A 23208-nucleotide genomic window follows, 5' to 3' on the forward strand; every position below is an offset into this window, starting at 1 on the left:
CTTTTTTGCGCCTGCGCTTTGCGTATCAGTCGATGTATTCGAACAGCTTCACAATCTTCTGCACGCCGGAAACACCCTGCACCAGATTGGTGGCTTGGGCCGCCTCCTGCTTGGTCAGCAGGCCGAGCAGATAGACGATGCCGTTTTCGGTCACGACCTTGATGCGTGAGCCGGGAATGCTGGCATCGGTCAGCATCTGGGTTTTGATCTTGGTCGTCAGCCACGAGTCGTTCTGGCGGGCGAGGAAGCTCGACGGCGCAATCACTTGCAGCTCGTTGTGCACCTTCTTCACGCGTTGCACGTTGGCGGCAGCCTGTTCGGCCTTGGCCTTGAGGTCTTCGCGCGGGGTCTGGCCCGCCAGCAGTACGACGCCGTTGAAACTGGTGACGACGATGTGTGAATCGTTGTCCAGGCCCGGATCGGCCTTGGCCACGTTTACGCCGACTTTGGTTTCGATCAATGAGTCGTCGATTTTGCTGCCGAAGGTGCGGGTGCCGCGATCGTCTTCGATCGGTGCTTCACGGCTGGCATTCACCACGGAGGTGCAGCCAGTAATGCCGAGGCACAGGGTCAAGGCCAGAAGGCCAAGGCGATTAGGGGTCATTCTTCACTCCCGAACAGTTGGCTGTCGATCAGATCGCAAAGGCAATGGATCGCCAGCAAGTGGACTTCCTGAATACGTGCGGTGACGTTGGCCGGTACGCGAATCTCGACGTCCTCGGGCAACAGCAGCGACGCCATGCCGCCGCCATCGCGACCGGTCAATGCTACGACAATCATTTCGCGATCATGTGCGGCCTGGATCGCCTGAATAATGTTTGCCGAGTTGCCGCTGGTCGAAATCGCCAGCAATACATCGCCTGGCTGGCCAAGTGCGCGGATCTGCTTGGAGAACACTTCGTTGTAGCTGTAGTCGTTGGCGATCGAGGTGATGGTCGAGCTGTCGGTGGTCAGGGCGATGGCCGGCAGGCTCGGGCGCTCGCGCTCGAAGCGGTTGAGCAGCTCCGAGGAGAAGTGCTGGGCATCGCCGGCCGAGCCGCCGTTACCGCACGAGAGCATCTTCCCCTCGTTGAGCAAGGCGTTGACCATCACTTGGCTGGCTTGCTCGATGTGCGGTGCAAGTACGTCCATCGCCTGTTGCTTGGTGTCGATACTGGCCTGAAAAAGCTGGCGAATTCGGGATTGCATGTCCATCTGTGTGACCTTAATTAGCGCGGCTGTCCGGCACGTGAATGTGCAGCCCGCAAAGCAAAGAGCAAAAGTGTTGAGTGAAAATGTCCAGGTCGGCGCAGGCGCTCAACTGTCGAACGCATTCTGCAACCAGTTCAGCTGACCCTGGTGGCTGTCGATGGCCACCACGTCGAAGCGGCAGGGGGAATTGGCCCAACGCGACTCGCGCTGAAGAAAATATTGTGCGGCGAAAATCAGTTTCTGCCGTTTGCGCCCGTCGATACTGTCGAGCGCTCCACCCCATTGAGTGTTCTTTCGGTAACGTACTTCGACGAATACTACTGTATCGCCATCAAGCATGACCAGATCAAGCTCGCCGCGTTTACATAACCAGTTCTGCGCCAGCAGGCGCAGACCCTGGTGTTGCAGATGCTCGAGCGCCTGGCGCTCGGCATCCTTGCCACTTTGCAGGTGTGACCTGTCGGGCATCAGCGTGGAGTGTCCGGCAGGCGCTGAACCTGGCCGCTGACGAACTGGGCCCATGGCAGCTGGCGCACGACGCGTTGTGTCTGAGTCATACCCAGGCTGCCTGACAGGCCGTCGATGCGGCTGTCCGGCAAAGCCTTGAGTTGATCCAGGCGTGGCGCCAGGCGGTAGGCGTCAACACCCATCGCGTACAGTCGGCCGAGGCTGCCGGCAGCTTGTGGCCATTGAGCGGTGACCTGCTTGCGCAGTGGATCATTGGCATCCAGCAACCATGGCGTTTCGCAGAAGCGCACACCGTTCATGTCGTTGTACTGGTTCACGTCGCCGCTGGCACTGAATACATGGGAAGTTGCGTAGACCGGAACGTCACCGGCGTACTGGAAGTTCAGGGTCGGCTTGATCTGCTGCGCCTGTTGCGGCGTGGCAGCCAGGAAGATGAACTCGATGTCCTGGCGACGCGAAGGCTGGGCGGCGACGTTGGTGCCGGCAGCATTCTGCAGGCTCTTGGCGCGGGCTTCGCTCTGACGCAGCTGAAACATGTCGGCGATTTGCTGGGCCAGTTGCACAGGCTGATCGACACGCTCGGTGGCGACGATGCTGCCGCCATTGGCTTGCCAGTCCTGGCTGAATGCACGCAGAACGCGGTCGCCCCATTCGCCTTTCGGCACCATGATTGCGGCGCGATGCAGGCCGTCGGCACGGGCGCGGCGGGACACTTCGCGGGCTTCGTCTTCAGCGGCCAGTCCGAACTGGAACAGTTGCGCCGGGCCTTGGTCGCCTTCGCTGTAGTTCAGTGCCAGGGTGGTGATCGGCAGTTGCGGGCGGGTGCTCAGCTGTTTGACCAGTGGTTTTTCCAGTGGCCCGACAACCAGTTGCACGCCGTCGGCCTGGGCCTTGCGGTAGAACTCGTCCATCGAGGTCAGGTGCGAGCTGTCATAGAACACGATGGCCGGTGGTTTCTGGCCGGCTTGCTGAGCCTGGTAGTGCGCGGCCATGAAGCCGTCACGCAGCGCCTTGCCGACCGAGGCCAGTTGGCCGTCCTGTGGCAGCAGCAGGGCAATCTTGCTCAGAGGCTGGCTGGCCAGTTCCTTGAGCTTGGTCAGCGGCAGCGGCAGGTTGATTGCGGCCGGGTGTTTCGGGTGCTGCGAGCGCCAGGCATCGATGGCGGCTTGCTGTTGCTCCAGGGTGCCGGCGGTTTTCACTGCCAGGGCCAGGCTCATCCAGCCACCCAGGTCATCGGTGGTGTTCGGTTGCAGTTGATCGGTCGGCAGCGACGCAATCAGGGTCCAGATCGCTTCGTGGTTCTTGCCGGCGGCTTCGCCTTCCAGCATCGGTGCGATGAAGATGCGCTCGCGAGCGGCCGCCAGTGTCTGACCGTCGGCTTCAAGGGCGCGGGCGCGGACGGTGCCGGCGCGAACTTGCAGCGGTACCGACATTTCGCTCAGGCGTTGCAGGCTTGGATGGTTCAGGGCTGCCAGTGCGGCTTTTGGCTGGTTGCGGGTCATGGCCAGCTCAGCGGACAACGTGCTGGCGAATGCCTGCTGGCCAGGCTGGAGTTGTTCCATTGGCACTTGTTGCAGGATTTGCGCGGACTGTCCGGCATTGCCTTGACGGTAAGCCATGTCTGCCGCGCTGAGGCGCAGCAGCGCAGCCTTGTCAGGCGATTTGGCCTGGGCGGCCTGCTCGAGCAGTTGCTCGATGCTGGCGTCCGGAGTCCGTGGAAGTTCGCCAAGGCTGGAGGAAGGGGAGCTGGCGCAAGCCGCCAGCAAGGCAGCGAGGCAGAGGGCAGTGAACAGCCGCAGGCAAGCGATCATGTAAGTGTTCCTGATACTCGATCAAATTAGCGTCGAATTGTACCCAAGCGCTGGCCGGGGCGCGATGTTACTGGCGTGAAACCGTCAATTTAGCTGATACAAATGTTACGCGACCGCACAATGGTGCGACAAACCGTGTCTGCCGTGACCGCATCGCCTGTCGCGCGACGCGCTACAATGGCGGTTTTTACCGAACGTGAGGTGTGCGCTTTGACTGCTCCAGGTGCTTTGAATTCCGCTATGGGCTCGCTTTATGTGGTGGCGACGCCCATCGGCAACCTGGATGACATCAGCGCCCGGGCGTTGAAAATCCTGCGCGAAGTGGCGCTGATCGCCGCCGAAGACACGCGCCATTCCCAGCGTCTGATGCAGCATTTCGGCATCACTACGCCGCTGGCGGCCTGTCACGAACACAACGAGCGTGATGAAGGCAGTCGCTTTATTACCCGTCTGCTGGCGGGCGACAACGTGGCGCTGATTTCCGATGCCGGTACGCCGTTGATTTCCGATCCGGGCTATCACCTGGTGCGTCAGGCGCGAGCCGCCGGGATCAATGTGGTGCCGGTGCCGGGTGCCTGCGCGTTGATCGCGGCGCTGTCGGCTGCCGGTCTGCCGTCTGATCGTTTCATCTTTGAAGGGTTTCTGCCGGCGAAGGCGGTGGGGCGCAAGGCGCGCCTTGAAGCCATCAAGGAAGAGCCGCGCACGCTGATTTTCTACGAGGCGCCGCACCGTATTCTCGAATGCCTGCAGGATATGGAAGTCGTGTTCGGTGCTGATCGCCCGGCATTGCTCGCCCGTGAAATCACCAAAACCTTTGAAACGCTCAAGGGCCTGCCGCTGGCCGAGTTGCGTGCATTCGTCGAGGCGGACAGCAATCAGCAGCGTGGCGAATGTGTTGTTGTGGTGGCTGGCTGGACTGCGCCGGAATCCGAGGATGCCGTCAGCAGCGAGGCGATGCGCATCCTCAATCTGTTGCTTGAGGAGATGCCCCTCAAGCGAGCGGCGGCGCTGGCGGCGCAAATCACCGGTGAACGCAAAAACGTGCTGTATCAGGTAGCACTGGATCAGCAAAAGGACGCGTAACCCGTCGCGCAGACAGGTTTGCGGGCTATTAGCGCTTGTTCTTCGGGCGCTCTGCCGTTAACCTGCGCGGCGGAGAGTCGATCGGACAGTCGCTGCCCTCTATGAAAATTAGGGGGGGGAGGAAAGTCCGGGCTCCATAGGGCGAAGTGCCAGGTAATGCCTGGGAGGCGTGAGCCTACGGAAAGTGCCACAGAAAATAACCGCCTAAGCGCTTCGGCGCCGGTAAGGGTGAAAAGGTGCGGTAAGAGCGCACCGCACGTCTGGCAACAGTTCGTGGCTAGGTAAACCCCACTTGGAGCAAGACCAAATAGGGTCCCAAGGCGTGGCCCGCGCTGGGACCGGGTAGGTTGCTAAAGATGTCCAGTGATGGCCATCGTAGACGAATGACTGTTCAAGACAGAACCCGGCTTACAGATCGACTCTCCACCTTTTTCTTTTCCCTGCTTGAATTAAAGGCGACAGGGCTGTTTATTATCAGCAGGCCTGCTCTGGAAATCCGGCAGCGGCAACCGCAGTAATAGCCATTTCCCACCTTGCTTCAATCAACAGCAGAAGCGCTTTTGTAATACCGAAAAAATCTTACTCTTAACAAATTACTTTAACTTTCGAGCGCAGCTTTCAGTGCTGCATCAAGTTATTGGATAAAAGCATCCGCCAGATTCTCGTTGCGCCTCCTTTTATGCTCCTAAATCTCCGTTCTGTAAGGGTTTTCCTTTAATCCGCGCCTTGACGGTGTGGTGGGCGCATTCCTATAGTGTGCGCAAGTGGCGGAAAGTGGCATGAAGTGGGTTTTTTGAGCTCAAAACGATAAAAATTGGAGAAACGCTGACGTGTTTCGCGGAGCTAACGCTATCAGTCTCGACGCAAAGGGCCGTCTCGCCATGCCGAGCCGGTACCGTGACGAGCTCGTTTCGCGTAGTTCCGGCCAGTTGATCGTGACCATTGATGCCGTTGATCCATGTTTGTGTGTCTACCCGCTCGATGAGTGGGAAATTATTGAAACCAAGTTGCGCGCGCTTCCTTCGCTCCGCGAAGAAAACCGTCGTCTGCAGCGTTTATTGATTGGTAACGCCGTTGACCTCGAGCTCGACGGCAGTGGTCGTTTTCTGGTGCCGCCGCGCCTGCGCGAATACGCAAAGCTGGACAAGCGCGCGATGCTGGTCGGCCAACTGAACAAGTTCCAACTGTGGGACGAAGATGCCTGGAACGCGGTTTCTGCCGCTGACCTGGCTGCCATACAACAACCGGGCGCCATGCCTGACGAACTGCGTGATTTGATCCTGTGACTATTGATAGCGGCTTTAACCACATCACCGTACTGCTTGACGAAGCCGTCGAGGCTCTCGCCGTACGCCCTGATGGTTGCTATCTGGATGGCACGTTCGGGCGCGGCGGGCACAGTCGGTTGATCCTCAGCAAACTCGGGCCGGATGGTCGGCTCATCGGATTCGACAAGGATCCTCAAGCGATTGCTACCGGGCAAACGCTAGCGGCCGAAGACGGCCGCTTTGTCGTTGTGCAGCGCAGCTTTGCCGAGCTCGGCTCGGTGGTTGCCGAACAGGGTCTGGCCGGCAAGGTCAGCGGCATTCTGCTCGACCTCGGTGTGTCTTCGCCGCAGCTCGATGATGCCGAGCGCGGCTTCAGTTTTCTCAACGATGGCCCGTTGGACATGCGCATGGATCCGTCCCGTGGGATCAGCGCCGCCGAGTTCGTCAATACTGCGCCTGTGGAAGAAATCGCCCGGGTGTTCAAGGAATATGGCGAAGAGCGCTTCTCCGGTCGTATGGCTCGCGCCGTGGCCGAACGCCGTGACATTACGCCGTTTGAGCGCACCGCCGATCTGGCCGAAGTCCTGAAAGTCGCCAACCCGGCGTGGGAAAAGGGCAAGAACCCGGCAACCCGTGCATTCCAGGGGCTGCGTATTCACGTCAACAATGAACTGGGCGATCTGGAGGCGGGCCTTGAAGCCGCGCTCGAATGCCTGGAAGTGGGCGGCCGTCTGGTCGTGATCAGCTTCCACTCGCTGGAAGACCGCATCGTCAAACTGTTCATGCGCAAGCTGGTGAAAGGCGAAGCCGACAACCTGCCGCGCAACCTGCCGGTTCGCCACGTCGCGTTCGAACCGAAAATCAAAATCCATGGCAAAGCGCAGACGGCCTCCGACGCCGAACTCAAAGCCAACCCACGTTCCCGTAGCGCTGTCATGCGCGTCGCGGAGAAGTTGCGGTGAGCAAGCTTTTCGCCAAACCACTGCCCGGCGGCAGCTTTTTCATGCTGCTGCTGTTCATCGGCGTGCTCGTGTCGGCCATCGGCGTGTCTTACAGTGCCCACTGGAACCGGCAGTTGCTCAACACCCTGTACAACGAACTGAGCGTGCGCGACAAGGCGCAGGCCGAATGGGGGCGCCTGATCCTGGAGCAAAGCACCTGGACCGCCCACAGCCGGATCGAAGTGCTGGCCACCGAACAACTGAAGATGCACATCCCTGGCGCAGCTGACGTGAAGATGGTGGCGCCATGATGAAACTCGAAGGGGCTCTCTTCCCGTGGCGCTTCCGTCTGGTCGTCGGTCTGCTCGGCATGATGGTGGCCGCGATCTGCTGGCGGATCATCGACCTGCAAGTGATCGATCGTGACTTCCTCAAGGGGCAGGGTGATGCGCGCAGTGTTCGTCACATTCCGATCCCGGCGCACCGTGGCCTGATCACCGACCGTAACGGCGAGCCTTTGGCCGTGAGTACCCCGGTGACCACGCTGTGGGCCAATGCCAAGGAAATGCAGACGGCCAAAGAGAAGTGGCCGGCACTGGCTGCGGCGCTCGGGCAGGATCCGAAAGCCCTCGCCGAACGCCTCGAAGCCCAGGCCAACAAAGAATTCATTTATCTGGTGCGCGGGCTGACCCCCGAGCAGGGCCAGGCCGTGCTCGACCTGAAAGTACCGGGCGTCTACGGCATCGAAGAATTCCGCCGGTTCTACCCGGCCGGTGAAGTCACCGCGCACATGGTCGGGTTCACCGACATCGATGACCACGGTCGTGAAGGGGTCGAACTGGCCTACGACGAGTGGCTGGCCGGCGTACCCGGCAAACGGCAAGTCATCAAGGATCGGCGCGGACGGCTGATCAAGGATGTCCAGGTCACCAAGAACGCCAAGGCCGGCAAGCCCTTGGCGTTGTCCATTGACCTGCGTCTGCAATACCTGGCCAACCGTGAGCTGCGTAACGCGATCATCGAGAACGGCGCCAAGGCTGGCAGCCTGGTGATCATGGACGTGAAGACCGGCGAAATCCTCGCCATGGTCAACCAGCCGACCTACAACCCGAACAACCGTCGCAACCTGCAACCGGCGATGATGCGTAACCGCGCGATGATCGACGTGTTCGAACCGGGTTCGACCATGAAAGCGATCTCGATGAGCGCCGCGATCGAAACCGGCCGCTGGAAACCGAGCGACACCGTCGAGGTGTATCCGGGCTCGCTGCAGATTGGCAAGTACACGATCAAGGACGTATCGAAGACCGAAGGTCCGGTACTCGACCTGACCGGCATTCTGATCAATTCCAGTAACGTCGGCATGAGTAAGGTCGCGTTCGATATCGGCGGCGAAACCATTTTCCGTCTGGCGCAGAAAGTCGGCCTCGGCCAGGACACCGGCCTCGGTTTCCCTGGCGAGCGTGTCGGCAACCTGCCGAACTACCGCGAGTGGCGTAAGGCTGAAACCGCAACGCTGTCCTACGGCTACGGTATTTCGGTGACCGCCATTCAGTTGGTGCATGCGTTCTCGGCGCTGGCCAACAACGGTCGTCTCGCACCACTGACCCTGATCAAAACCGACAAGGCACCGCAGACCACTCAGGTGCTGCCGGAAGCCGTCGCGAAAACCATGCAAGGCATGCTTCAACAAGTGATCGAGGCGCCGCGCGGCGTGTTCCGTGCACAAGTGCCGGCGTATCACGTGGCGGGCAAGTCGGGTACTGCGCGCAAGACTTCGGTAGGCACCAAGGGCTACGCCGAAAACTCGTACCGCTCGCTGTTCGCCGGTTTCGGTCCGATGAGCGATCCACGTTACGCCATCGTCGTGGTGATCGATGAGCCGAGCAAGGCCGGTTACTTCGGTGGTCTGGTTTCCGCGCCGGTGTTCAGCCGCGTGATGTCCGGCACCCTGCGTCTGATGAACGTGACCCCGGACAACCTGCCGACAACACAACAGGCCAATGCCACCCCGGTCGTTCCGCTGAAAGCCAATGGAGGGCGCGGCTGATGTCTCTTAGTCTGAACAAGATATTCCCGCATGCCGGCCACGATCTGTTGATCCGTGAACTGGCGCTCGACAGCCGCAACGTGCGCGCGGGTGACCTGTTCCTCGCGGTGCCAGGCGGCAAGTTCGACGGTCGTGCGCATATCGCTGACGCGCTCACCCGTGGCGCTGCCGCCGTGGCTTACGAAGTGGAAGGCGCCACTGTGCTGCCGATCACTGACGTGCCGCTGATTCCGGTCAAAGGCCTGGCGGCGCAGTTGTCGGACATCGCCGGGCGTTTTTACGGTGAGCCGAGTCATCACCTGAACCTCGTGGGCGTGACCGGCACCAACGGCAAGACCAGCGTGACTCAGCTTGTAGCCCAGGCGCTGGACCTGCTCGGCCAGCATTGCGGCATCGTTGGCACCCTCGGCTCCGGTTTCTACGGCTCGCTGCAAAGCGGCCTGCACACCACGCCGAATCCGATCGCCATGCAGGCGACCTTGGGCGACCTGAAAAAGGCCGGCGCCAAAGCCGTGGCCATGGAAGTTTCGTCCCATGGTCTGGATCAGGGCCGGGTCACCGCACTGGCGTTCGACGTCGCTGTGATGACCAACCTGTCCCGCGATCACCTCGATTACCACGGCACCATGGAAGCCTACGCCGAAGCGAAGGCCAAGCTGTTCGCCTGGAATGACCTGAAGTGCCGCGTGGTCAATCTGGACGACGATTTCGGCCGGCAACTGGCCGCTGAAAAACGTGAGTCGCGCCTGATCACCTATAGCCTGCTCGACAGCAGCGCCTATCTGTATGTCCGCGAAGCGCAGTTCGACGACCATGGCGTGCGCGCCACGCTGGTTACGCCGCAGGGCGAACATCACCTGCGCAGCACATTGCTGGGCCGTTTCAACCTGAGCAACGTACTGGCTGCGGTCGGCGCCTTGCTCGGTCTGGACTATGCCCTCGACGAAATCCTCAAGGTGCTGCCGAAACTCGAAGGCCCGGCCGGACGCATGCAGCGTCTCGGCGGTGGCACCCAGCCGCTGGTGGTGGTCGATTACGCCCACACGCCGGATGCGCTGGAAAAAGTTCTGACCGCGCTGCGCCCGCACGTCAAAGGCCAGCTGCTGTGCCTGTTCGGTTGCGGCGGTGATCGCGATCGCGGCAAGCGCCCGTTGATGGCCGAAGTGGTCGAGCGTCTGGCCGATCGCGTGCTGGTCACCGATGACAATCCGCGCACCGAAGACCCGGCGGTGATTTTCGATGACATCCGCGCCGGTTTCACAGCTGTGGATAACGTGACATTCGTGGCCGGCCGTGGCCAGGCCATTGCGCAACTGATCGCCAGTGCCTCGGCGGATGACGTGGTTGTCCTGGCCGGCAAAGGTCACGAGGACTATCAGGAAATCAACGGCGAGCGCCACGCATTCTCTGATCTGGTCGAGGCTGATCACGCCCTGACCGCGTGGGAGGTGGCCCATGCTTAAGGCCCTGAAACTCAGCGAACTGATCAACGCGCTCGACGCCCGTCTGATCAGCGCAGACGCCAGTTTTGACGGTGTGAGCATCGACAGCCGCGCCATCAAGGCTGGCCAACTGTTTATTGCCCTGACCGGTCCACGTTTCGACGGTCATGATTATCTGAATGACGTGGCCGCCAAAGGTGCGGTCGCGGCGCTGGTCGAGCGTGAAGTCGCCGACAGCACGTTGCCGCAATTGCTGGTGAAAGATACCCGCCAGGCTCTCGGCCAACTGGGCGCCTTGAACCGTGCCGCATTCACTCAACCCGTCGCAGCGATTACCGGTTCCAGCGGCAAGACCACGGTCAAGGAAATGCTCGCGAGCATCCTGCGCACGCGCGGTCCGGTGCTGGCGACCCGTGGCAATCTGAACAATGACCTTGGCGCACCGCTGACCCTGCTCGAACTGGCCCCGGAACACACGGCGGCCGTGATCGAACTGGGCGCCTCGCGTCTGGGTGAAATCGCCTACACCGTCGGGCTGACCAAGCCGCATGTGGCGATCCTCAACAATGCCGGCACCGCGCACGTCGGAGAGTTTGGCGGCCCGGAAAAAATCGTTGAAGCCAAGGGCGAGATCATCGACGGGTTGGCGGTTGATGGCGTTGCTGTGCTCAATCTTGATGACAAGGCCTTCGGCATCTGGAAAAACCGTGCGGGCGCTCGCAAGGTGCTGACCTTTGCTTTGAGCAATTCGCAGGCTGACTTCTACGCCAGCGACTTGAGCACCGATGCGCGGGGTTGCCCGGCCTTCAATCTGCACACGCCTGAAGGTATCGAGCGCGTTCAACTGAACCTGCTCGGCACCCATAACGTCGCCAATGCCCTGGCCGCTGCCGCCGCCGCACATGCTCTGGGCGTATCGCTGTTCGGCATCGCCACCGGGCTTGGTGCGGTGCAGCCAGTCAAAGGTCGCACCGTCGCGCAACTGGCGAAAAACGGCATGCGCGTGATCGATGACACTTACAACGCGAACCCCACCTCGATGTGCGCGGCCGTTGATATACTCGCCGGCTTTTCCGGCCGCACCGTTCTGGTGCTCGGGGATATCGGCGAGTTGGGCGACTGGGCGGAGCAGGGGCACCGCGACGTGGGCGAATACGCCCGGGGCAAGGTTTCCGCGCTTTACGCCGTCGGGCCGAACATGGTCCACGCCGTGAACGCATTCGGCAGCGAGGCGTATCACTTCGGCACTCAGGCCGAACTGATCCAGGCCCTCGGTGCCGAGCAGGACAAAAACACCACCATTTTGATCAAGGGTTCGCGCAGCGCAGCGATGGAAAACATCGTTGCGGCCCTGTGCGGATCCAGTCTGGAGAAACATTAATGCTGCTGCTGCTAGCGGAGTATCTGCAACAGTTCTACAAAGGCTTCGCGGTCTTCCAGTACCTGACCCTGCGCGGGATCCTCGGTGTGCTGACCGCGTTGGTCTTGTCGCTGTGCTACGGCCCGTGGATGATCCGCACCCTGCAGAACCGTCAGATCGGCCAGTCCGTTCGTAACGACGGCCCGCAATCGCACCTGTCCAAATCCGGTACGCCGACCATGGGTGGCGCGCTGATTCTGTCTTCGATCGGTGTCAGCACCCTGCTATGGGCTGACCTGAGCAATCGTTATGTGTGGGTCGTGTTGCTGGTGACCCTGCTGTTCGGCGCCATCGGCTGGGTCGACGACTACCGTAAGGTCATCGAGAAGAACTCCCGTGGTCTGCCGAGTCGCTGGAAGTATTTCTGGCAGTCGGTGTTCGGCCTCGGCGCTGCGATCTTCCTTTATATGACTGCCGCCACGCCGGTGGAAACCACCCTGATCTTGCCGATGCTCAAGGACTACAGCATTCCGCTGGGCGCTGGCTTTATCGTGCTGACTTACTTCGTGATCGTCGGTTCGAGCAACGCGGTCAACCTGACCGACGGCCTCGACGGTCTGGCGATCATGCCAACCGTAATGGTCGGCGGTGGCCTGGGCATCTTCTGCTACCTGTCGGGTAACGTGAAGTTCGCTGAATACCTGTTGATCCCGTACGTACCGGGCGCGGGCGAGCTGATCGTGTTCTGCGGCGCGCTGATCGGTGCCGGCCTGGGCTTCCTGTGGTTCAACACTTACCCGGCGCAAGTCTTCATGGGTGACGTCGGCGCACTGGCGCTGGGCGCGGCTCTGGGCACCATCGCGGTGATCGTCCGTCAGGAAATCGTCCTGTTCATCATGGGCGGCGTGTTCGTGATGGAAACCCTGTCAGTCGTCATTCAGGTTGCTTCCTTTAAGCTGACCGGTCGCCGTGTGTTCCGCATGGCTCCGATACACCACCACTTTGAACTCAAGGGCTGGCCCGAGCCGCGTGTGATCGTCCGTTTCTGGATCATCACCGTGATTCTCGTGCTGATCGGCCTTGCCACCCTGAAGCTGAGGTAGAACGAGTGTCTCTGATCGCTTCTGACCACTTCCGCATCGTTGTCGGCCTCGGCAAGAGCGGCATGTCCCTGGTTCGCTTCCTGGCGAACCGGGGCGTGGCGTTTGCTGTAGCCGACACGCGGGAAAATCCACCGGAACTGGCCACGCTCCAGCGTGACTATCCGCACGTGGAAGTGCGTTGTGGCGAGCTGGACGTCGAGTTCCTTTGCCGTGCCGACGAGCTCTACGTGAGCCCCGGCCTGGCGTTGGCGACTCCTGCCCTGCAAGCAGCTGCGGCTCGTGGCGTGAAGTTGTCCGGCGACATCGAGTTGTTCGCGCGTAACGCGAAGGCGCCGATCGTGGCCATCAGCGGTTCCAACGCGAAAAGCACCGTCACCACCCTGGTCGGCGAGATGGCGGCTGCGGCCGGCAAGCGCGTGGCCGTGGGCGGCAACCTCGGTACGCCAGCGCTGGATCTGCTGAGCGATGACGTCGAGCTGTACGTGATGGAGCTGTCGAGCTTCCAGCTGGAAACCACCGACCAGCTCAACGCCGAAGTGGCGACCGTGCTCAACATCAGCGAAGACCACATGGATCGCTACAGCGGTCTGCCGGCCTATCACCTGGCCAAGCACCGGATTTTCCGTGGCGCCAAGCAGTTCGTGGTCAACCGTCAGGACGCCTTGACCCGGCCGCTGATGGGCGAGGGCCAGCCGTGCTGGACTTTCGGCCTGACCAAACCCGATTTCAAAGCATTCGGCCTGCGCGAAGAGAATGGCGAGAAATACCTGGCCTTCGAATTCCAGAACCTGATGCCGGTGCGTGAACTGAAGATTCGCGGCGCTCACAACCAATCCAACGCCCTCGCGGCGCTGGCGCTCGGACATGCGGTCGGTCTGCCGTTCGATGCCATGCTCGCGGCCCTGCGCAACTTCGCTGGCCTCGAACACCGCTGCCAGTGGGTGCGTGACCTGGACGGTGTCGGTTACTACAACGATTCCAAAGCCACCAACGTCGGCGCCGCACTGGCCGCCATCGAAGGCCTGGGCGCGGACATCGACGGCAAGGTCGTGCTGATCGCCGGTGGCGACGGCAAGGGTGCCGAATTCAAGGATTTGCGTGATCCGGTGGCGGCCCACTGCCGCGCCGTGATCCTGATGGGCCGCGACTCCGACAAGATCGGCGAGGCCATCGGAGATGCCGTTCCCCTTATTCGCGCCACCACGCTGATCGACGCTGTCGCACAATGCCGCGCCGCCGCCCAGCCGGGTGACGTGGTGCTGCTGTCGCCGGCCTGCGCCAGTTTCGACATGTTCAAGAATTACGAAGACCGTGGTCACCAGTTCGTCCGCGCCGTGGAGGAACTGGCATGAGCCTGAGAAACATCATCAAGCCGTATCCGTCGCCGATCATCACCGGGCGCGGGATCGACCTCGACTTCCCGATGCTCGCCGGTTGCCTGGCGCTGCTTGGCCTGGGTCTGATCATGATTGCTTCGGCATCGACCGAAGTCGGCGCGGTACAGTCGGGCAGTGCTCTGTATTACATGACCCGTCACCTGATCTACGTGGTGCTGGGCCTGGGCGCGTGCATTGTCACCATGATGATTCCGATCGCCACCTGGCAGCGGCTGGGCTGGCTGATGCTGATCGGTGCGTTCGGTTTGCTGGTGATGGTGATCGTCCCGGGGATCGGCCGTGAAGTGAACGGTTCGATGCGCTGGATCGGTTTCAGCTTCTTCAACGTTCAGCCGTCCGAGATTGCCAAGGTGTTCGTGGTGATTTACCTCGCCGGTTATCTGGTGCGGCGTCAGAAGGAAGTGCGCGAGAGCTGGATGGGCTTCTTCAAGCCGTTCATCGTGCTGCTGCCGATGGCCGGCCTGTTGCTGATGGAGCCGGACTTCGGTGCCACCGTCGTAATGATGGGCGCTGCAGCGGCGATGCTGTTCCTGGGCGGGGTCGGGTTGTTCCGGTTCTCGCTGATGGTGGTGCTGGCGGTAGCGGCCGTAGTGTTGCTGATTCAGATGCAACCCTACCGGATGGCGCGTCTGACCAACTTCGCCGACCCGTGGGCAGACCAGTTCGGTGCCGGTTATCAATTGTCGCAAGCGTTGATCGCGTTTGGTCGCGGCGAGTGGCTGGGCGTTGGTCTGGGCAACAGCGTGCAGAAGCAGTTCTACCTGCCTGAAGCGCACACCGACTTCGTGTTCTCGGTACTGGCTGAAGAGCTGGGCGCGGTGGGTTCGCTGTGCACCGTGGCGCTGTTCGTGTTCGTGTGTATTCGCGGCATGTACATCGGCCTGTGGGCCGAGAAAGCCAAACAGTTTTTTGCCGCTTATGTTGCCTACGGCCTGTCGTTCCTGTGGATCGGTCAGTTCCTGATCAACATCGGCGTGAACGTCGGCCTGTTGCCGACCAAGGGCCTGACCTTGCCGTTCCTCAGTTATGGCGGCAGCTCCCTGGTGATCTGCTGTGCCTGTCTTGGCTTGTTGCTGAGGATCGAGTGGGAGAGTCGGACCCACCTGGGCAGTGAAGAGATGGAGTTCCATGAAAGCGACTTCGCGGAGGAGCCGAATCATGGTCGCTAACGTATTGATCATGGCTGGCGGCACCGGTGGCCACGTGTTCCCGGCACTGTCCTGTGCCCGTGAATTCCAGGCGCGCGGCTATACCGTGCACTGGCTCGGCACGCCACGCGGGATCGAGAACGATCTGGTGCCGGCCGCCGGCCTTGAATTGCACCGCATCAACGCCAGCGGTCTGCGCGGCAAGGGCAAGCTGTCGCTGCTCAAAGCGCCGTTCATGCTGCTGAAGTCGGTGTGGCAGGCGCGGGCGATCATTCGCCGGTTGCGTCCGGTGTGTGTGGTCGGTTTCGGTGGCTATGTGACCGGTCCTGGCGGTATCGCCGCCAAACTGGCCGGAGTGCCGGTGATCGTTCACGAGCAGAACGCCGTGGCCGGCACCGCCAATCGGTTGCTGGTGCCGTTCGCCGCCCGGGTGTGTGAAGCGTTCCCCGACACCTTTACCCTGTCGGACAGCCGCCGTACCACCGGTAACCCGGTGCGCAGCGAGCTGTTCCTCGAAACACCGCGTGCGGCACTGGCCGGACGCAAGGCGCGTTTGCTGATCCTGGGCGGAAGCCTGGGGGCAGAACCGTTGAACAAGTTGCTGCCTGAAGCCCTGGCACAAGTCGCTGCCGACTTGCGTCCGGAAGTGTTTCATCAGGCCGGCAAAAATCACGATGAAGTGACTGCAGAGCGCTACCGCGCCGCCGGCGTGGACGCGCAGGTGCAGCCCTTCATCAAGGACATGGCCCAGGCCTATGGCTGGGCTGACCTGGTGGTGTGCCGCGCAGGCGCATTGACCGTCAGTGAGCTGGCTGCCGCCGGTCTGCCCTCGATGCTGGTGCCGTTGCCCCACGCGATCGACGATCACCAGACCCGCAACGCCGATTATTTGGCCCGCGAAGGCGCTGCCTTCCTGATGCCACAAAGAACGACTGGTGCCGCGGACCTTGCCGCGCGCCTGACAGAGGTCTTGATGCAACCGCAACGACTCGAAAAAATGGCCCAAGCGGCCCGCCGTCTGGCAAAACCCGAAGCCACCCGTAGCGTGGTCGATACCTGTCTGGAGGTGGCCCATGGTTGAGAATCAGAAAGCCATGCCGCAACCGGAAATGCGCCGCATCCGTCGCATCCACTTCGTCGGCATCGGCGGCGTGGGCATGTGCGGCATTGCCGAAGTGTTGTTGAACCTGGGTTACGCCGTCTCCGGCTCCGACCTCAAGGCTTCGCCGGTCACCGAGCGTCTGGAATCCTTCGGCGCGCAGATCTTCATCGGTCACCGTGCCGAGAACGCCGCTGCCGCCGACGTGTTGGTGGTGTCGAGTGCCGTGAACACCTCCAACCCGGAAGTGGCGACCGCCCTTGAGCGTCGTATTCCGGTGGTGCCGCGTGCCGAGATGCTCGCCGAGCTGATGCGCTACCGCCACGGTATCGCCGTCGCCGGTACCCACGGCAAAACCACCACCACCAGCCTGATCGCTTCGGTGTTCGCGGCCGGTGGCCTGGACCCGACCTTCGTCATCGGTGGCCGTCTGAACGCAGCGGGCACCAATGCCCAGCTCGGCACCAGCCGCTACCTGATCGCCGAGGCCGACGAGAGCGACGCCAGCTTCCTGCACCTGCAACCGCTGGTGGCCGTGGTGACCAACATCGACGCCGATCACATGGCGACCTACGACGGCGACTTCAACAAACTGAAGAAAACCTTCGTCGAGTTCCTGCACAACCTGCCGTTCTACGGTCTGGCGGTGATGTGCCTGGACGATCCGGTAGTGCGTGAAATCCTGCCGCAGGTGAAGCGTCCGACCGTGACCTACGGCTTCAGCGAAGACGCTGACGTGCGCGCCATCAATGTGCGTCAGCAGGGCATGCAGACTTTCTTCACTGTGCTGCGCCCAGACCGCGAGCCGCTGGATGTTTCCGTGAACATGCCGGGCAATCACAACGTGCTCAATTCCCTGGCGACCATCTGCATCGCCACTGACGAGGGCGTCAGCGATGAAGCCATCGTCCAGGGCCTGTCCGGGTTCCAGGGTGTCGGCCGACGCTTCCAGGTTTACGGCGAACTGCCGGTGGACGGCGGCAACGTGATGCTGGTCGACGATTACGGTCACCACCCGACCGAAGTCGCGGCCGTGATCAAGGCCGTACGTGGTGGCTGGCCTGAGCGCCGCCTGGTGATGGTTTACCAGCCGCATCGCTACAGCCGCACCCGTGACCTGTACGACGATTTCGTCAATGTACTGGCCGACGCCAACGTGCTGCTGCTGATGGAAGTCTATCCGGCCGGCGAAGAGCCGATTCCGGGGGCTGACAGCCGCAAGCTGTGCAACAGCATCCGCCAGCGCGGTCAGCTGGACCCGATCTACATCGAGCGCGGCGTCGATCTGGCGCCACTGGTAAAGCCGCTGCTGCGCGCCGGCGACATTCTGTTGTGCCAGGGTGCCGGTGACATCGGCGGTCTCGCACCGAAACTGTTGAAAAGCGAGTTGTTCGCCGGTGCCGTGGCGGCGCCGGTCGAGGGGAAGTTGAAATGACTGCTGCCTACGCCAATCTGTTCTCCACCATTGCCCCGAAAGACTTCGGCCGCGTTGCCGTGCTGTTCGGTGGCCTGAGTGCCGAGCGTGAAGTCTCGCTGAAGTCCGGCAACGCCGTGCTCACTGCGCTGCAAAGCGCCGGTGTTGACGCGTTCGGGATCGACGTCGGCGCCGATATTCTGCAGCGTCTGCTGAGTGAAAAGATCGACCGCGCGTTCATCATCCTCCACGGTCGTGGCGGTGAAGACGGCAGCATGCAGGGCCTGCTCGAAGTGGCCGGCATACCGTACACCGGCAGCGGCATCCTGGCGTCTGCGCTGGCGATGGACAAGCTGCGCACCAAGCAGGTCTGGCACACGTTGGGGATTCCGACGCCGCGTCACGCCGTGCTGCGCAGCGAGGCCGATTGTATTTCGGCAGCGACGGAACTGGGCTTCCCTTTGATCGTCAAACCGGCGCATGAAGGTTCAAGTATCGGGATGGCCAAAGTGAGTTCTGCGTCCGAGTTGATCGACGCATGGAAAGCGGCCAGTACCTACGATTCGCAAGTGTTGGTCGAGCAATGGATCCACGGTCCGGAGTTCACCATCGCCACCCTGCGTGACCAGGTGTTGCCTCCTATCGCCCTGGGCACGCCGCACACGTTCTACGACTACGACGCCAAGTACATCGCCAACGATACCCAGTATCGGATTCCGTGCGGGCTGGATGCTGCCAAGGAAAAAGAACTCATGGACCTCACGGCGCAAGCCTGCGAGGCGCTGGGCATTGGTGGTTGGGGCCGGGCGGACGTGATGCAGGACGCCGACGGCAAATTCTGGTTCCTGGAAGTCAACACGGCTCCCGGCATGACCGATCACAGCCTGGTACCGATGGCGGCGAAAGCGGCCGGTCTGGATTTCCAGCAACTGGTCCTGGCCATTCTGGCCGCCAGTGTCGATGCCGACGGCAAAAAAGAGGCGCGAGGTTAAGACCATGCAAGGCGCACAGCTCAGACATCAGCCACCCGCTCCCGGCCGCAAGCCGGTGCCGCGGGGTGCCAGCCGAATGGTGGCCAAAGAGCCGATGTCCGCGCGCCTGCCCAAAGCCAATTTCGGCTTTCTGAAGAGCCTGTTCTGGCCGGTGCTGCTGGTGGTGCTCGGGTTCGGCACCTACGAAGGCGCGCAGCGTTTGTTGCCATACGCCGACCGGCCGATCACCAAGATCGCGGTGCAGGGCGACCTGAGCTATATCAGCCAGCAAGCGGTGCAGCAGCGAATCGCCCCGTATGTGGCGTCGAGCTTCTTCACCATCGACCTGGCGAGCATGCGCTCCGAGCTGGAACAGATGCCATGGATCGCCCACGCCGAAGTACGCCGGGTGTGGCCGGACCAGGTGGTGATCCGCCTCGAAGAGCAACTGCCCGTGGCCCGCTGGGGCGACGAGTCTTTGCTCAACAACCAGGGCCAGGCGTTCACGCCCAAGGAACTGGCGAACTACGAGCACCTGCCACAGCTGTTCGGCCCGCAGCGGGCCCAACAGCAAGTGATGCAGCAGTATCAGGTGCTGAGCCAGATGCTCAGGCCATTGGGCTTCTCGATTGCGCGCCTCGAGCTGCGTGAACGTGGCAGCTGGTTCCTGACCACCGGTGCCGGCAGTTCCGGCCCGGGCATCGAGTTGCTGCTGGGACGCGGCAACCTGGTGGAAAAGATGCGCCGCTTCATTGCCATCTACGACAAGACGCTTAAAGACCAGATTACGAACATTGCGCGCATCGATCTGCGCTACGCCAACGGCCTCGCTGTTGGCTGGCGGGAACCAGTAGCGCCGACGACAGCCCAACCCGCTGTCGCAAAGAATTAAGAAGAGGCAGGACCCATGGCAAACGTGCAAAGCGGCAAAATGATCGTCGGTCTCGATATCGGCACCTCCAAGGTGGTGGCGCTGGTCGGCGAGGTTGCGGACGACGGCTCGCTGGAAATCGTCGGGATCGGCACTCATCCGTCCCGCGGCCTGAAGAAAGGCGTGGTGGTGAACATCGAGTCCACCGTGCAATCGATCCAGCGCGCGATCGAAGAAGCCCAACTGATGGCGGGCTGCCGCATTCACTCGGCGTTCGTCGGCGTGGCGGGCAATCACATTCGCAGCCTGAACTCCCACGGCATCGTGGCGATTCGTGATCGCGAAGTCAGCTCGGCTGACCTGGAGCGCGTACTCGACGCCGCCCAGGCGGTGGCGATTCCGGCTGACCAGCGTGTGCTGCACACCTTGCCGCAGGACTACGTGATCGATAACCAGGAAGGCGTGCGCGAGCCGCTGGGCATGTCCGGCGTGCGTCTGGAAGCCAAGGTTCATGTGGTCACCTGCGCCGTCAATGCTGCACAGAACATTGAAAAATGCGTGCGTCGCTGCGGTCTGGAAATCGACGACATCATTCTCGAGCAACTGGCTTCGGCCTACTCGGTACTGACCGACGACGAAAAAGAGCTGGGCGTGTGCCTGGTCGACATCGGCGGCGGCACCACCGACATCGCGATCTTCACCGAAGGCGCCATCCGCCACACGGCCGTGATCCCGATTGCCGGTGACCAGGTGACCAACGACATCGCCATGGCGTTGCGCACCCCGACCCAGTACGCCGAAGAGATCAAGATCCGTTATGCCTGTGCCCTGGCCAAACTGGCCGGTGCCGGTGAAACCATCAAGGTGCCAAGCGTCGGCGATCGTCCGCCGCGCGAACTGTCCCGTCAGGCCCTGGCCGAAGTGGTCGAGCCGCGTTACGACGAACTGTTCACCCTGATCCAGGCCGAGCTGCGTCGCAGCGGCTATGAAGACCTGATCCCGGCCGGCATCGTGCTGACCGGCGGTACGTCGAAAATGGAAGGCGCTACCGAACTGGCCGAGGAAATCTTCCACATGCCGGTCCGCCTTGGCGTGCCCCATGGCGTGAAAGGTCTGGATGACGTGGTGCGCAACCCGATTTATTCCACTGGCGTTGGCTTGTTGATGTACGGCCTGCAAAAGCAGTCCGACGGGATCTCGTTCTCGGGCATCGGCAGCCGCGACAGCTACAGCAACGATGAGCCACAGGCGCCGTTGCTGGACCGTTTGAAGAAGTGGGTTCAAGGCAACTTCTAAAGCTTTACCGCAACACCGCAACAAAAAGCAGTAGGCGAAAAAACTAGAGAATGTAAGGAGAGGGAAAATGTTCGAACTCGTAGACAACATCCCCGCAAGCCCGGTAATCAAAGTTATCGGTGTTGGCGGTGGCGGCGGCAACGCTGTCAACCACATGGTCAAGAGCAACATTGAAGGCGTCGAGTTCATCTGCGCCAACACCGATGCTCAAGCGCTGAAAAACATCGGCGCGCGTACCATTCTGCAACTGGGCACCGGTGTGACCAAAGGCCTGGGCGCCGGCGCCAACCCGGAAGTCGGCCGTCAGGCTGCGCTGGAAGATCGCGAGCGCATCGCTGAAGTGCTGGCCGGCACCAACATGGTGTTCATCACCACCGGCATGGGCGGCGGTACCGGTACCGGTGCTGCGCCGATCATCGCCGAAGTGGCCAAGGAAATGGGCATCCTGACCGTTGCTGTCGTAACGCGTCCGTTCCCGTTCGAAGGCCGCAAGCGTATGCAGATCGCCGACGAAGGCATCCGCATGCTTTCCGAAAGCGTCGACTCGTTGATCACCATTCCCAACGAGAAGCTGCTGACCATCCTCGGTAAAGACGCAAGCCTGCTGTCGGCTTTCGCCAAGGCTGACGATGTACTGGCCGGTGCCGTTCGCGGTATCTCCGACATCATCAAGCGTCCGGGCATGATCAACGTCGACTTCGCCGACGTACGCACCGTGATGAGCGAAATGGGCATGGCGATGATGGGCACTGGCTGCGCCAGCGGTCCGAACCGTGCACGTGAAGCCACCGAAGCGGCCATCCGCAACCCGCTGCTGGAAGACGTGAACCTGCAAGGCGCACGCGGCATCCTGGTGAACATCACCGCCGGTCCTGACCTGTCCCTGGGTGAGTACTCCGACGTGGGTTCGATCATCGAAGCCTTCGCTTCCGAGCACGCGATGGTCAAGGTCGGTACCGTTATCGATCCGGACATGCGCGACGAGCTGCACGTAACCGTGGTTGCCACCGGTCTGGGCGCGAAAATCGAGAAGCCTGTCAAGGTCATCGACAACACCGTTCACACCACCATGGCTGCTGCTCCGGTGCAACAACAGGCTCCTGCGCGTCAGGAACAACCTGCTGTGAACTACCGTGACCTGGACCGTCCGACCGTCATGCGCAACCAGGCTCAGGCCGGTGCTGCGACTGCCGCGAAGATGAATCCGCAAGATGACCTGGACTACCTGGACATCCCGGCTTTCCTGCGTCGTCAGGCTGATTGATGGAATGTATCAGGGCTATGAAGGTGATTGGTGTTCAGCAAAGGCATGGTCTGCTATCATCGCCAGCCTTTGTTGATACCAGTTCGCAATTTGCGCTGAAGCGGCCCAAGCCATGATTAAACAACGCACACTGAAAAATATTATCCGTGCCACAGGTGTAGGCCTGCACTCCGGGGAGAAGGTCTACCTGACCCTCAAGCCTGCGCCTGTCGACACTGGCATTGTGTTTTGTCGCGCTGACCTCGACCCTGTGGTGCAGATTCCTGCCCGCGCGGAAAACGTCGGTGAAACCACTATGTCGACGACGCTGATCAACGGCGACGTCAAAGTGGACACGGTAGAGCACTTGCTCTCGGCCATGGCTGGCCTGGGCATCGATAACGCCTACGTCGAGCTCTCCGCGTCCGAAGTCCCGATCATGGACGGTAGCGCAGGACCTTTCGTATTCCTGATTCAATCGGCAGGCCTGGAAGAACAGGACGCCGCCAAGAAATTCATCCGCATCCTGCGTGAAGTGACAGTGGAAGACGGCGACAAGCGCGCCACTTTCGTCCCTTTCGAAGGGTTCAAGGTGAGCTTCGAGATCGATTTCGATCACCCGGTTTTCCGGGACCGCACCCAGAGTGCAAGCGTGGACTTTTCCAGCACTTCGTTCGTAAAAGAAGTCAGCCGCGCCCGTACTTTCGGTTTCATGAGTGACATCGAGTACCTGCGCAAGCACAACCTCGCACTCGGCGGCAGCGTTGAAAACGCGATCGTGGTCGATGCCGATGGCGTACTGAACGAAGACGGCCTTCGCTATGAAGACGAATTCGTGAAGCACAAGATCCTCGATGCAATTGGCGACCTGTACCTGCTGGGCAATAGCCTGATTGGTGAGTTCAAGGGCTTCAAGTCCGGCCACGCACTGAACAACCAGCTGCTGCGCAAGTTGATTGAGCAGACAGATGCCTGGGAAGTCGTGACGTTCGAAGACGCCAGCACCGCACCAATCTCTTACATGCGCCCGGTTGCGGCAGTGTAAGTAAAAA

Annotated in this window: 21 protein-coding genes and 1 other RNA gene; 18 read left to right on the forward strand and 4 right to left on the reverse strand. The window is 61.3% G+C overall.

Annotation, left to right across the window (positions count from 1 at the left end; all coding sequences use genetic code 11):
- Positions 1-25: 25 nt before the first annotated feature.
- The 4 genes from ACW9HX_RS20195 to ACW9HX_RS20210 all read right to left on the reverse strand — a co-directional run bounded on the left by ACW9HX_RS20195 (position 26) and on the right by ACW9HX_RS20210 (position 3470).
- Positions 26-604 carry a BON domain-containing protein gene (locus ACW9HX_RS20195; protein ID WP_134828052.1) on the reverse strand — a complete coding sequence of 193 codons (579 nt, stop codon included), beginning with the start codon at positions 602-604 and terminating at the stop codon, positions 26-28.
- A complete protein-coding gene (locus tag ACW9HX_RS20200; RefSeq protein ID WP_007928463.1) occupies positions 601-1194 on the reverse strand; it encodes a phosphoheptose isomerase in 594 nt (197 codons plus the stop codon). The genes ACW9HX_RS20195 and ACW9HX_RS20200 overlap by 4 nt, the downstream gene beginning before the upstream one ends.
- A gap of 102 nt (positions 1195-1296) precedes the next feature.
- A complete protein-coding gene (locus ACW9HX_RS20205; RefSeq protein ID WP_007956783.1) occupies positions 1297-1659 on the reverse strand; it encodes a YraN family protein in 363 nt (120 codons plus the stop codon).
- Positions 1659-3470: a penicillin-binding protein activator gene (locus ACW9HX_RS20210; protein WP_457381963.1), complete on the reverse strand. Its 1812-nt coding sequence runs from the start codon at positions 3468-3470 to the stop codon at positions 1659-1661. The genes ACW9HX_RS20205 and ACW9HX_RS20210 overlap by 1 nt, the downstream gene beginning before the upstream one ends.
- Before the next feature lie 240 nt (positions 3471-3710).
- Between ACW9HX_RS20210 and rsmI the strand changes: the two genes are divergently transcribed.
- The 18 genes from rsmI to lpxC all read left to right on the forward strand — a co-directional run bounded on the left by rsmI (position 3711) and on the right by lpxC (position 23201).
- On the forward strand, positions 3711-4553 hold the full coding sequence (rsmI, locus tag ACW9HX_RS20215; protein ID WP_457381964.1) for a 16S rRNA (cytidine(1402)-2'-O)-methyltransferase: 843 nt from the start codon (positions 3711-3713) through the stop codon (positions 4551-4553).
- Positions 4554-4626: 73 nt separating this feature from the next.
- Positions 4627-4980: RNase P RNA component class A (gene rnpB / locus ACW9HX_RS20220), an RNA gene on the forward strand.
- A gap of 403 nt (positions 4981-5383) precedes the next feature.
- Entirely contained in the window at positions 5384-5839 is a 456-nt protein-coding gene (gene mraZ, locus ACW9HX_RS20225; RefSeq protein ID WP_003205355.1) for a division/cell wall cluster transcriptional repressor MraZ, read from the forward strand.
- On the forward strand, positions 5836-6783 hold the full coding sequence (gene rsmH, locus ACW9HX_RS20230) for a 16S rRNA (cytosine(1402)-N(4))-methyltransferase RsmH (RefSeq protein WP_457381965.1): 948 nt from the start codon (positions 5836-5838) through the stop codon (positions 6781-6783). Before mraZ ends, rsmH begins: the two co-directional genes overlap by 4 nt.
- Positions 6780-7073, forward strand: coding sequence for a cell division protein FtsL (ftsL, locus tag ACW9HX_RS20235; RefSeq protein ID WP_007956777.1), 294 nt, complete (start codon positions 6780-6782; stop codon positions 7071-7073). Before rsmH ends, ftsL begins: the two co-directional genes overlap by 4 nt.
- The gene (locus tag ACW9HX_RS20240; protein ID WP_457381981.1) at positions 7073-8812 is read left to right on the forward strand and encodes a peptidoglycan D,D-transpeptidase FtsI family protein; all 1740 of its coding nucleotides are present in this window, start codon (positions 7073-7075) and stop codon (positions 8810-8812) included. The genes ftsL and ACW9HX_RS20240 overlap by 1 nt, the downstream gene beginning before the upstream one ends.
- Complete coding sequence (locus ACW9HX_RS20245; protein WP_457381966.1) at positions 8812-10275, forward strand: UDP-N-acetylmuramoyl-L-alanyl-D-glutamate--2,6-diaminopimelate ligase; 1464 nt, start codon at positions 8812-8814, stop codon at positions 10273-10275. The genes ACW9HX_RS20240 and ACW9HX_RS20245 overlap by 1 nt, the downstream gene beginning before the upstream one ends.
- Complete coding sequence (locus tag ACW9HX_RS20250; RefSeq protein ID WP_457381967.1) at positions 10268-11635, forward strand: UDP-N-acetylmuramoyl-tripeptide--D-alanyl-D-alanine ligase; 1368 nt, start codon at positions 10268-10270, stop codon at positions 11633-11635. The genes ACW9HX_RS20245 and ACW9HX_RS20250 overlap by 8 nt, the downstream gene beginning before the upstream one ends.
- Positions 11635-12717: a phospho-N-acetylmuramoyl-pentapeptide-transferase gene (mraY, locus tag ACW9HX_RS20255; RefSeq protein ID WP_015096766.1), complete on the forward strand. Its 1083-nt coding sequence runs from the start codon at positions 11635-11637 to the stop codon at positions 12715-12717. The genes ACW9HX_RS20250 and mraY overlap by 1 nt, the downstream gene beginning before the upstream one ends.
- A 5-nt stretch (positions 12718-12722) precedes the next feature.
- A complete protein-coding gene (murD, locus tag ACW9HX_RS20260) occupies positions 12723-14069 on the forward strand; it encodes a UDP-N-acetylmuramoyl-L-alanine--D-glutamate ligase (protein ID WP_457381968.1) in 1347 nt (448 codons plus the stop codon).
- Positions 14066-15283 carry a putative lipid II flippase FtsW gene (gene ftsW, locus ACW9HX_RS20265; protein WP_096822830.1) on the forward strand — a complete coding sequence of 406 codons (1218 nt, stop codon included), beginning with the start codon at positions 14066-14068 and terminating at the stop codon, positions 15281-15283. Before murD ends, ftsW begins: the two co-directional genes overlap by 4 nt.
- Positions 15273-16343 (forward strand): undecaprenyldiphospho-muramoylpentapeptide beta-N-acetylglucosaminyltransferase, encoded by a 1071-nt coding sequence (murG, locus tag ACW9HX_RS20270; protein ID WP_457381969.1) that lies wholly within the window; start codon positions 15273-15275, stop codon positions 16341-16343. The genes ftsW and murG overlap by 11 nt, the downstream gene beginning before the upstream one ends.
- Positions 16336-17796, forward strand: coding sequence for a UDP-N-acetylmuramate--L-alanine ligase (murC, locus tag ACW9HX_RS20275; protein ID WP_085733672.1), 1461 nt, complete (start codon positions 16336-16338; stop codon positions 17794-17796). The genes murG and murC overlap by 8 nt, the downstream gene beginning before the upstream one ends.
- Positions 17793-18767 (forward strand): D-alanine--D-alanine ligase, encoded by a 975-nt coding sequence (locus tag ACW9HX_RS20280; RefSeq protein ID WP_096822828.1) that lies wholly within the window; start codon positions 17793-17795, stop codon positions 18765-18767. The genes murC and ACW9HX_RS20280 overlap by 4 nt, the downstream gene beginning before the upstream one ends.
- A 4-nt stretch (positions 18768-18771) precedes the next feature.
- Positions 18772-19638 carry a cell division protein FtsQ/DivIB gene (locus tag ACW9HX_RS20285; RefSeq protein WP_248742697.1) on the forward strand — a complete coding sequence of 289 codons (867 nt, stop codon included), beginning with the start codon at positions 18772-18774 and terminating at the stop codon, positions 19636-19638.
- Positions 19639-19653: 15 nt separating this feature from the next.
- The gene (gene ftsA / locus ACW9HX_RS20290) at positions 19654-20913 is read left to right on the forward strand and encodes a cell division protein FtsA (protein WP_007956755.1); all 1260 of its coding nucleotides are present in this window, start codon (positions 19654-19656) and stop codon (positions 20911-20913) included.
- Positions 20914-20980: 67 nt separating this feature from the next.
- Complete coding sequence (ftsZ, locus tag ACW9HX_RS20295; RefSeq protein ID WP_457381970.1) at positions 20981-22177, forward strand: cell division protein FtsZ; 1197 nt, start codon at positions 20981-20983, stop codon at positions 22175-22177.
- Between the two features lie 112 nt (positions 22178-22289).
- A complete protein-coding gene (gene lpxC, locus ACW9HX_RS20300) occupies positions 22290-23201 on the forward strand; it encodes a UDP-3-O-acyl-N-acetylglucosamine deacetylase (RefSeq protein ID WP_007916984.1) in 912 nt (303 codons plus the stop codon).
- Positions 23202-23208 lie beyond the last annotated feature (7 nt).

Source organism: Pseudomonas sp. SDO52101_S400 (assembly GCF_054071635.1).

Coding starts and splice junctions, on each gene's coding strand:
- ACW9HX_RS20195 (WP_134828052.1), bottom strand. CDS start 604: ATGACCCCTAATCGCCTTGGCCTTCTGGCCTTGACCCTGTGCCTCGGC.
- murC (WP_085733672.1), top strand. CDS start 16,336: ATGGTTGAGAATCAGAAAGCCATGCCGCAACCGGAAATGCGCCGCATC.
- ftsA (WP_007956755.1), top strand. CDS start 19,654: ATGGCAAACGTGCAAAGCGGCAAAATGATCGTCGGTCTCGATATCGGC.
- murG (WP_457381969.1), top strand. CDS start 15,273: ATGGTCGCTAACGTATTGATCATGGCTGGCGGCACCGGTGGCCACGTG.
- ACW9HX_RS20205 (WP_007956783.1), bottom strand. CDS start 1,659: ATGCCCGACAGGTCACACCTGCAAAGTGGCAAGGATGCCGAGCGCCAG.
- ACW9HX_RS20285 (WP_248742697.1), top strand. CDS start 18,772: ATGCAAGGCGCACAGCTCAGACATCAGCCACCCGCTCCCGGCCGCAAG.
- ACW9HX_RS20250 (WP_457381967.1), top strand. CDS start 10,268: ATGCTTAAGGCCCTGAAACTCAGCGAACTGATCAACGCGCTCGACGCC.
- ACW9HX_RS20280 (WP_096822828.1), top strand. CDS start 17,793: ATGACTGCTGCCTACGCCAATCTGTTCTCCACCATTGCCCCGAAAGAC.
- ACW9HX_RS20200 (WP_007928463.1), bottom strand. CDS start 1,194: ATGGACATGCAATCCCGAATTCGCCAGCTTTTTCAGGCCAGTATCGAC.
- ACW9HX_RS20210 (WP_457381963.1), bottom strand. CDS start 3,470: ATGATCGCTTGCCTGCGGCTGTTCACTGCCCTCTGCCTCGCTGCCTTG.
- ftsW (WP_096822830.1), top strand. CDS start 14,066: ATGAGCCTGAGAAACATCATCAAGCCGTATCCGTCGCCGATCATCACC.
- rsmI (WP_457381964.1), top strand. CDS start 3,711: ATGGGCTCGCTTTATGTGGTGGCGACGCCCATCGGCAACCTGGATGAC.
- ftsZ (WP_457381970.1), top strand. CDS start 20,981: ATGTTCGAACTCGTAGACAACATCCCCGCAAGCCCGGTAATCAAAGTT.
- ACW9HX_RS20245 (WP_457381966.1), top strand. CDS start 8,812: ATGTCTCTTAGTCTGAACAAGATATTCCCGCATGCCGGCCACGATCTG.
- mraY (WP_015096766.1), top strand. CDS start 11,635: ATGCTGCTGCTGCTAGCGGAGTATCTGCAACAGTTCTACAAAGGCTTC.
- ACW9HX_RS20240 (WP_457381981.1), top strand. CDS start 7,073: ATGAAACTCGAAGGGGCTCTCTTCCCGTGGCGCTTCCGTCTGGTCGTC.
- lpxC (WP_007916984.1), top strand. CDS start 22,290: ATGATTAAACAACGCACACTGAAAAATATTATCCGTGCCACAGGTGTA.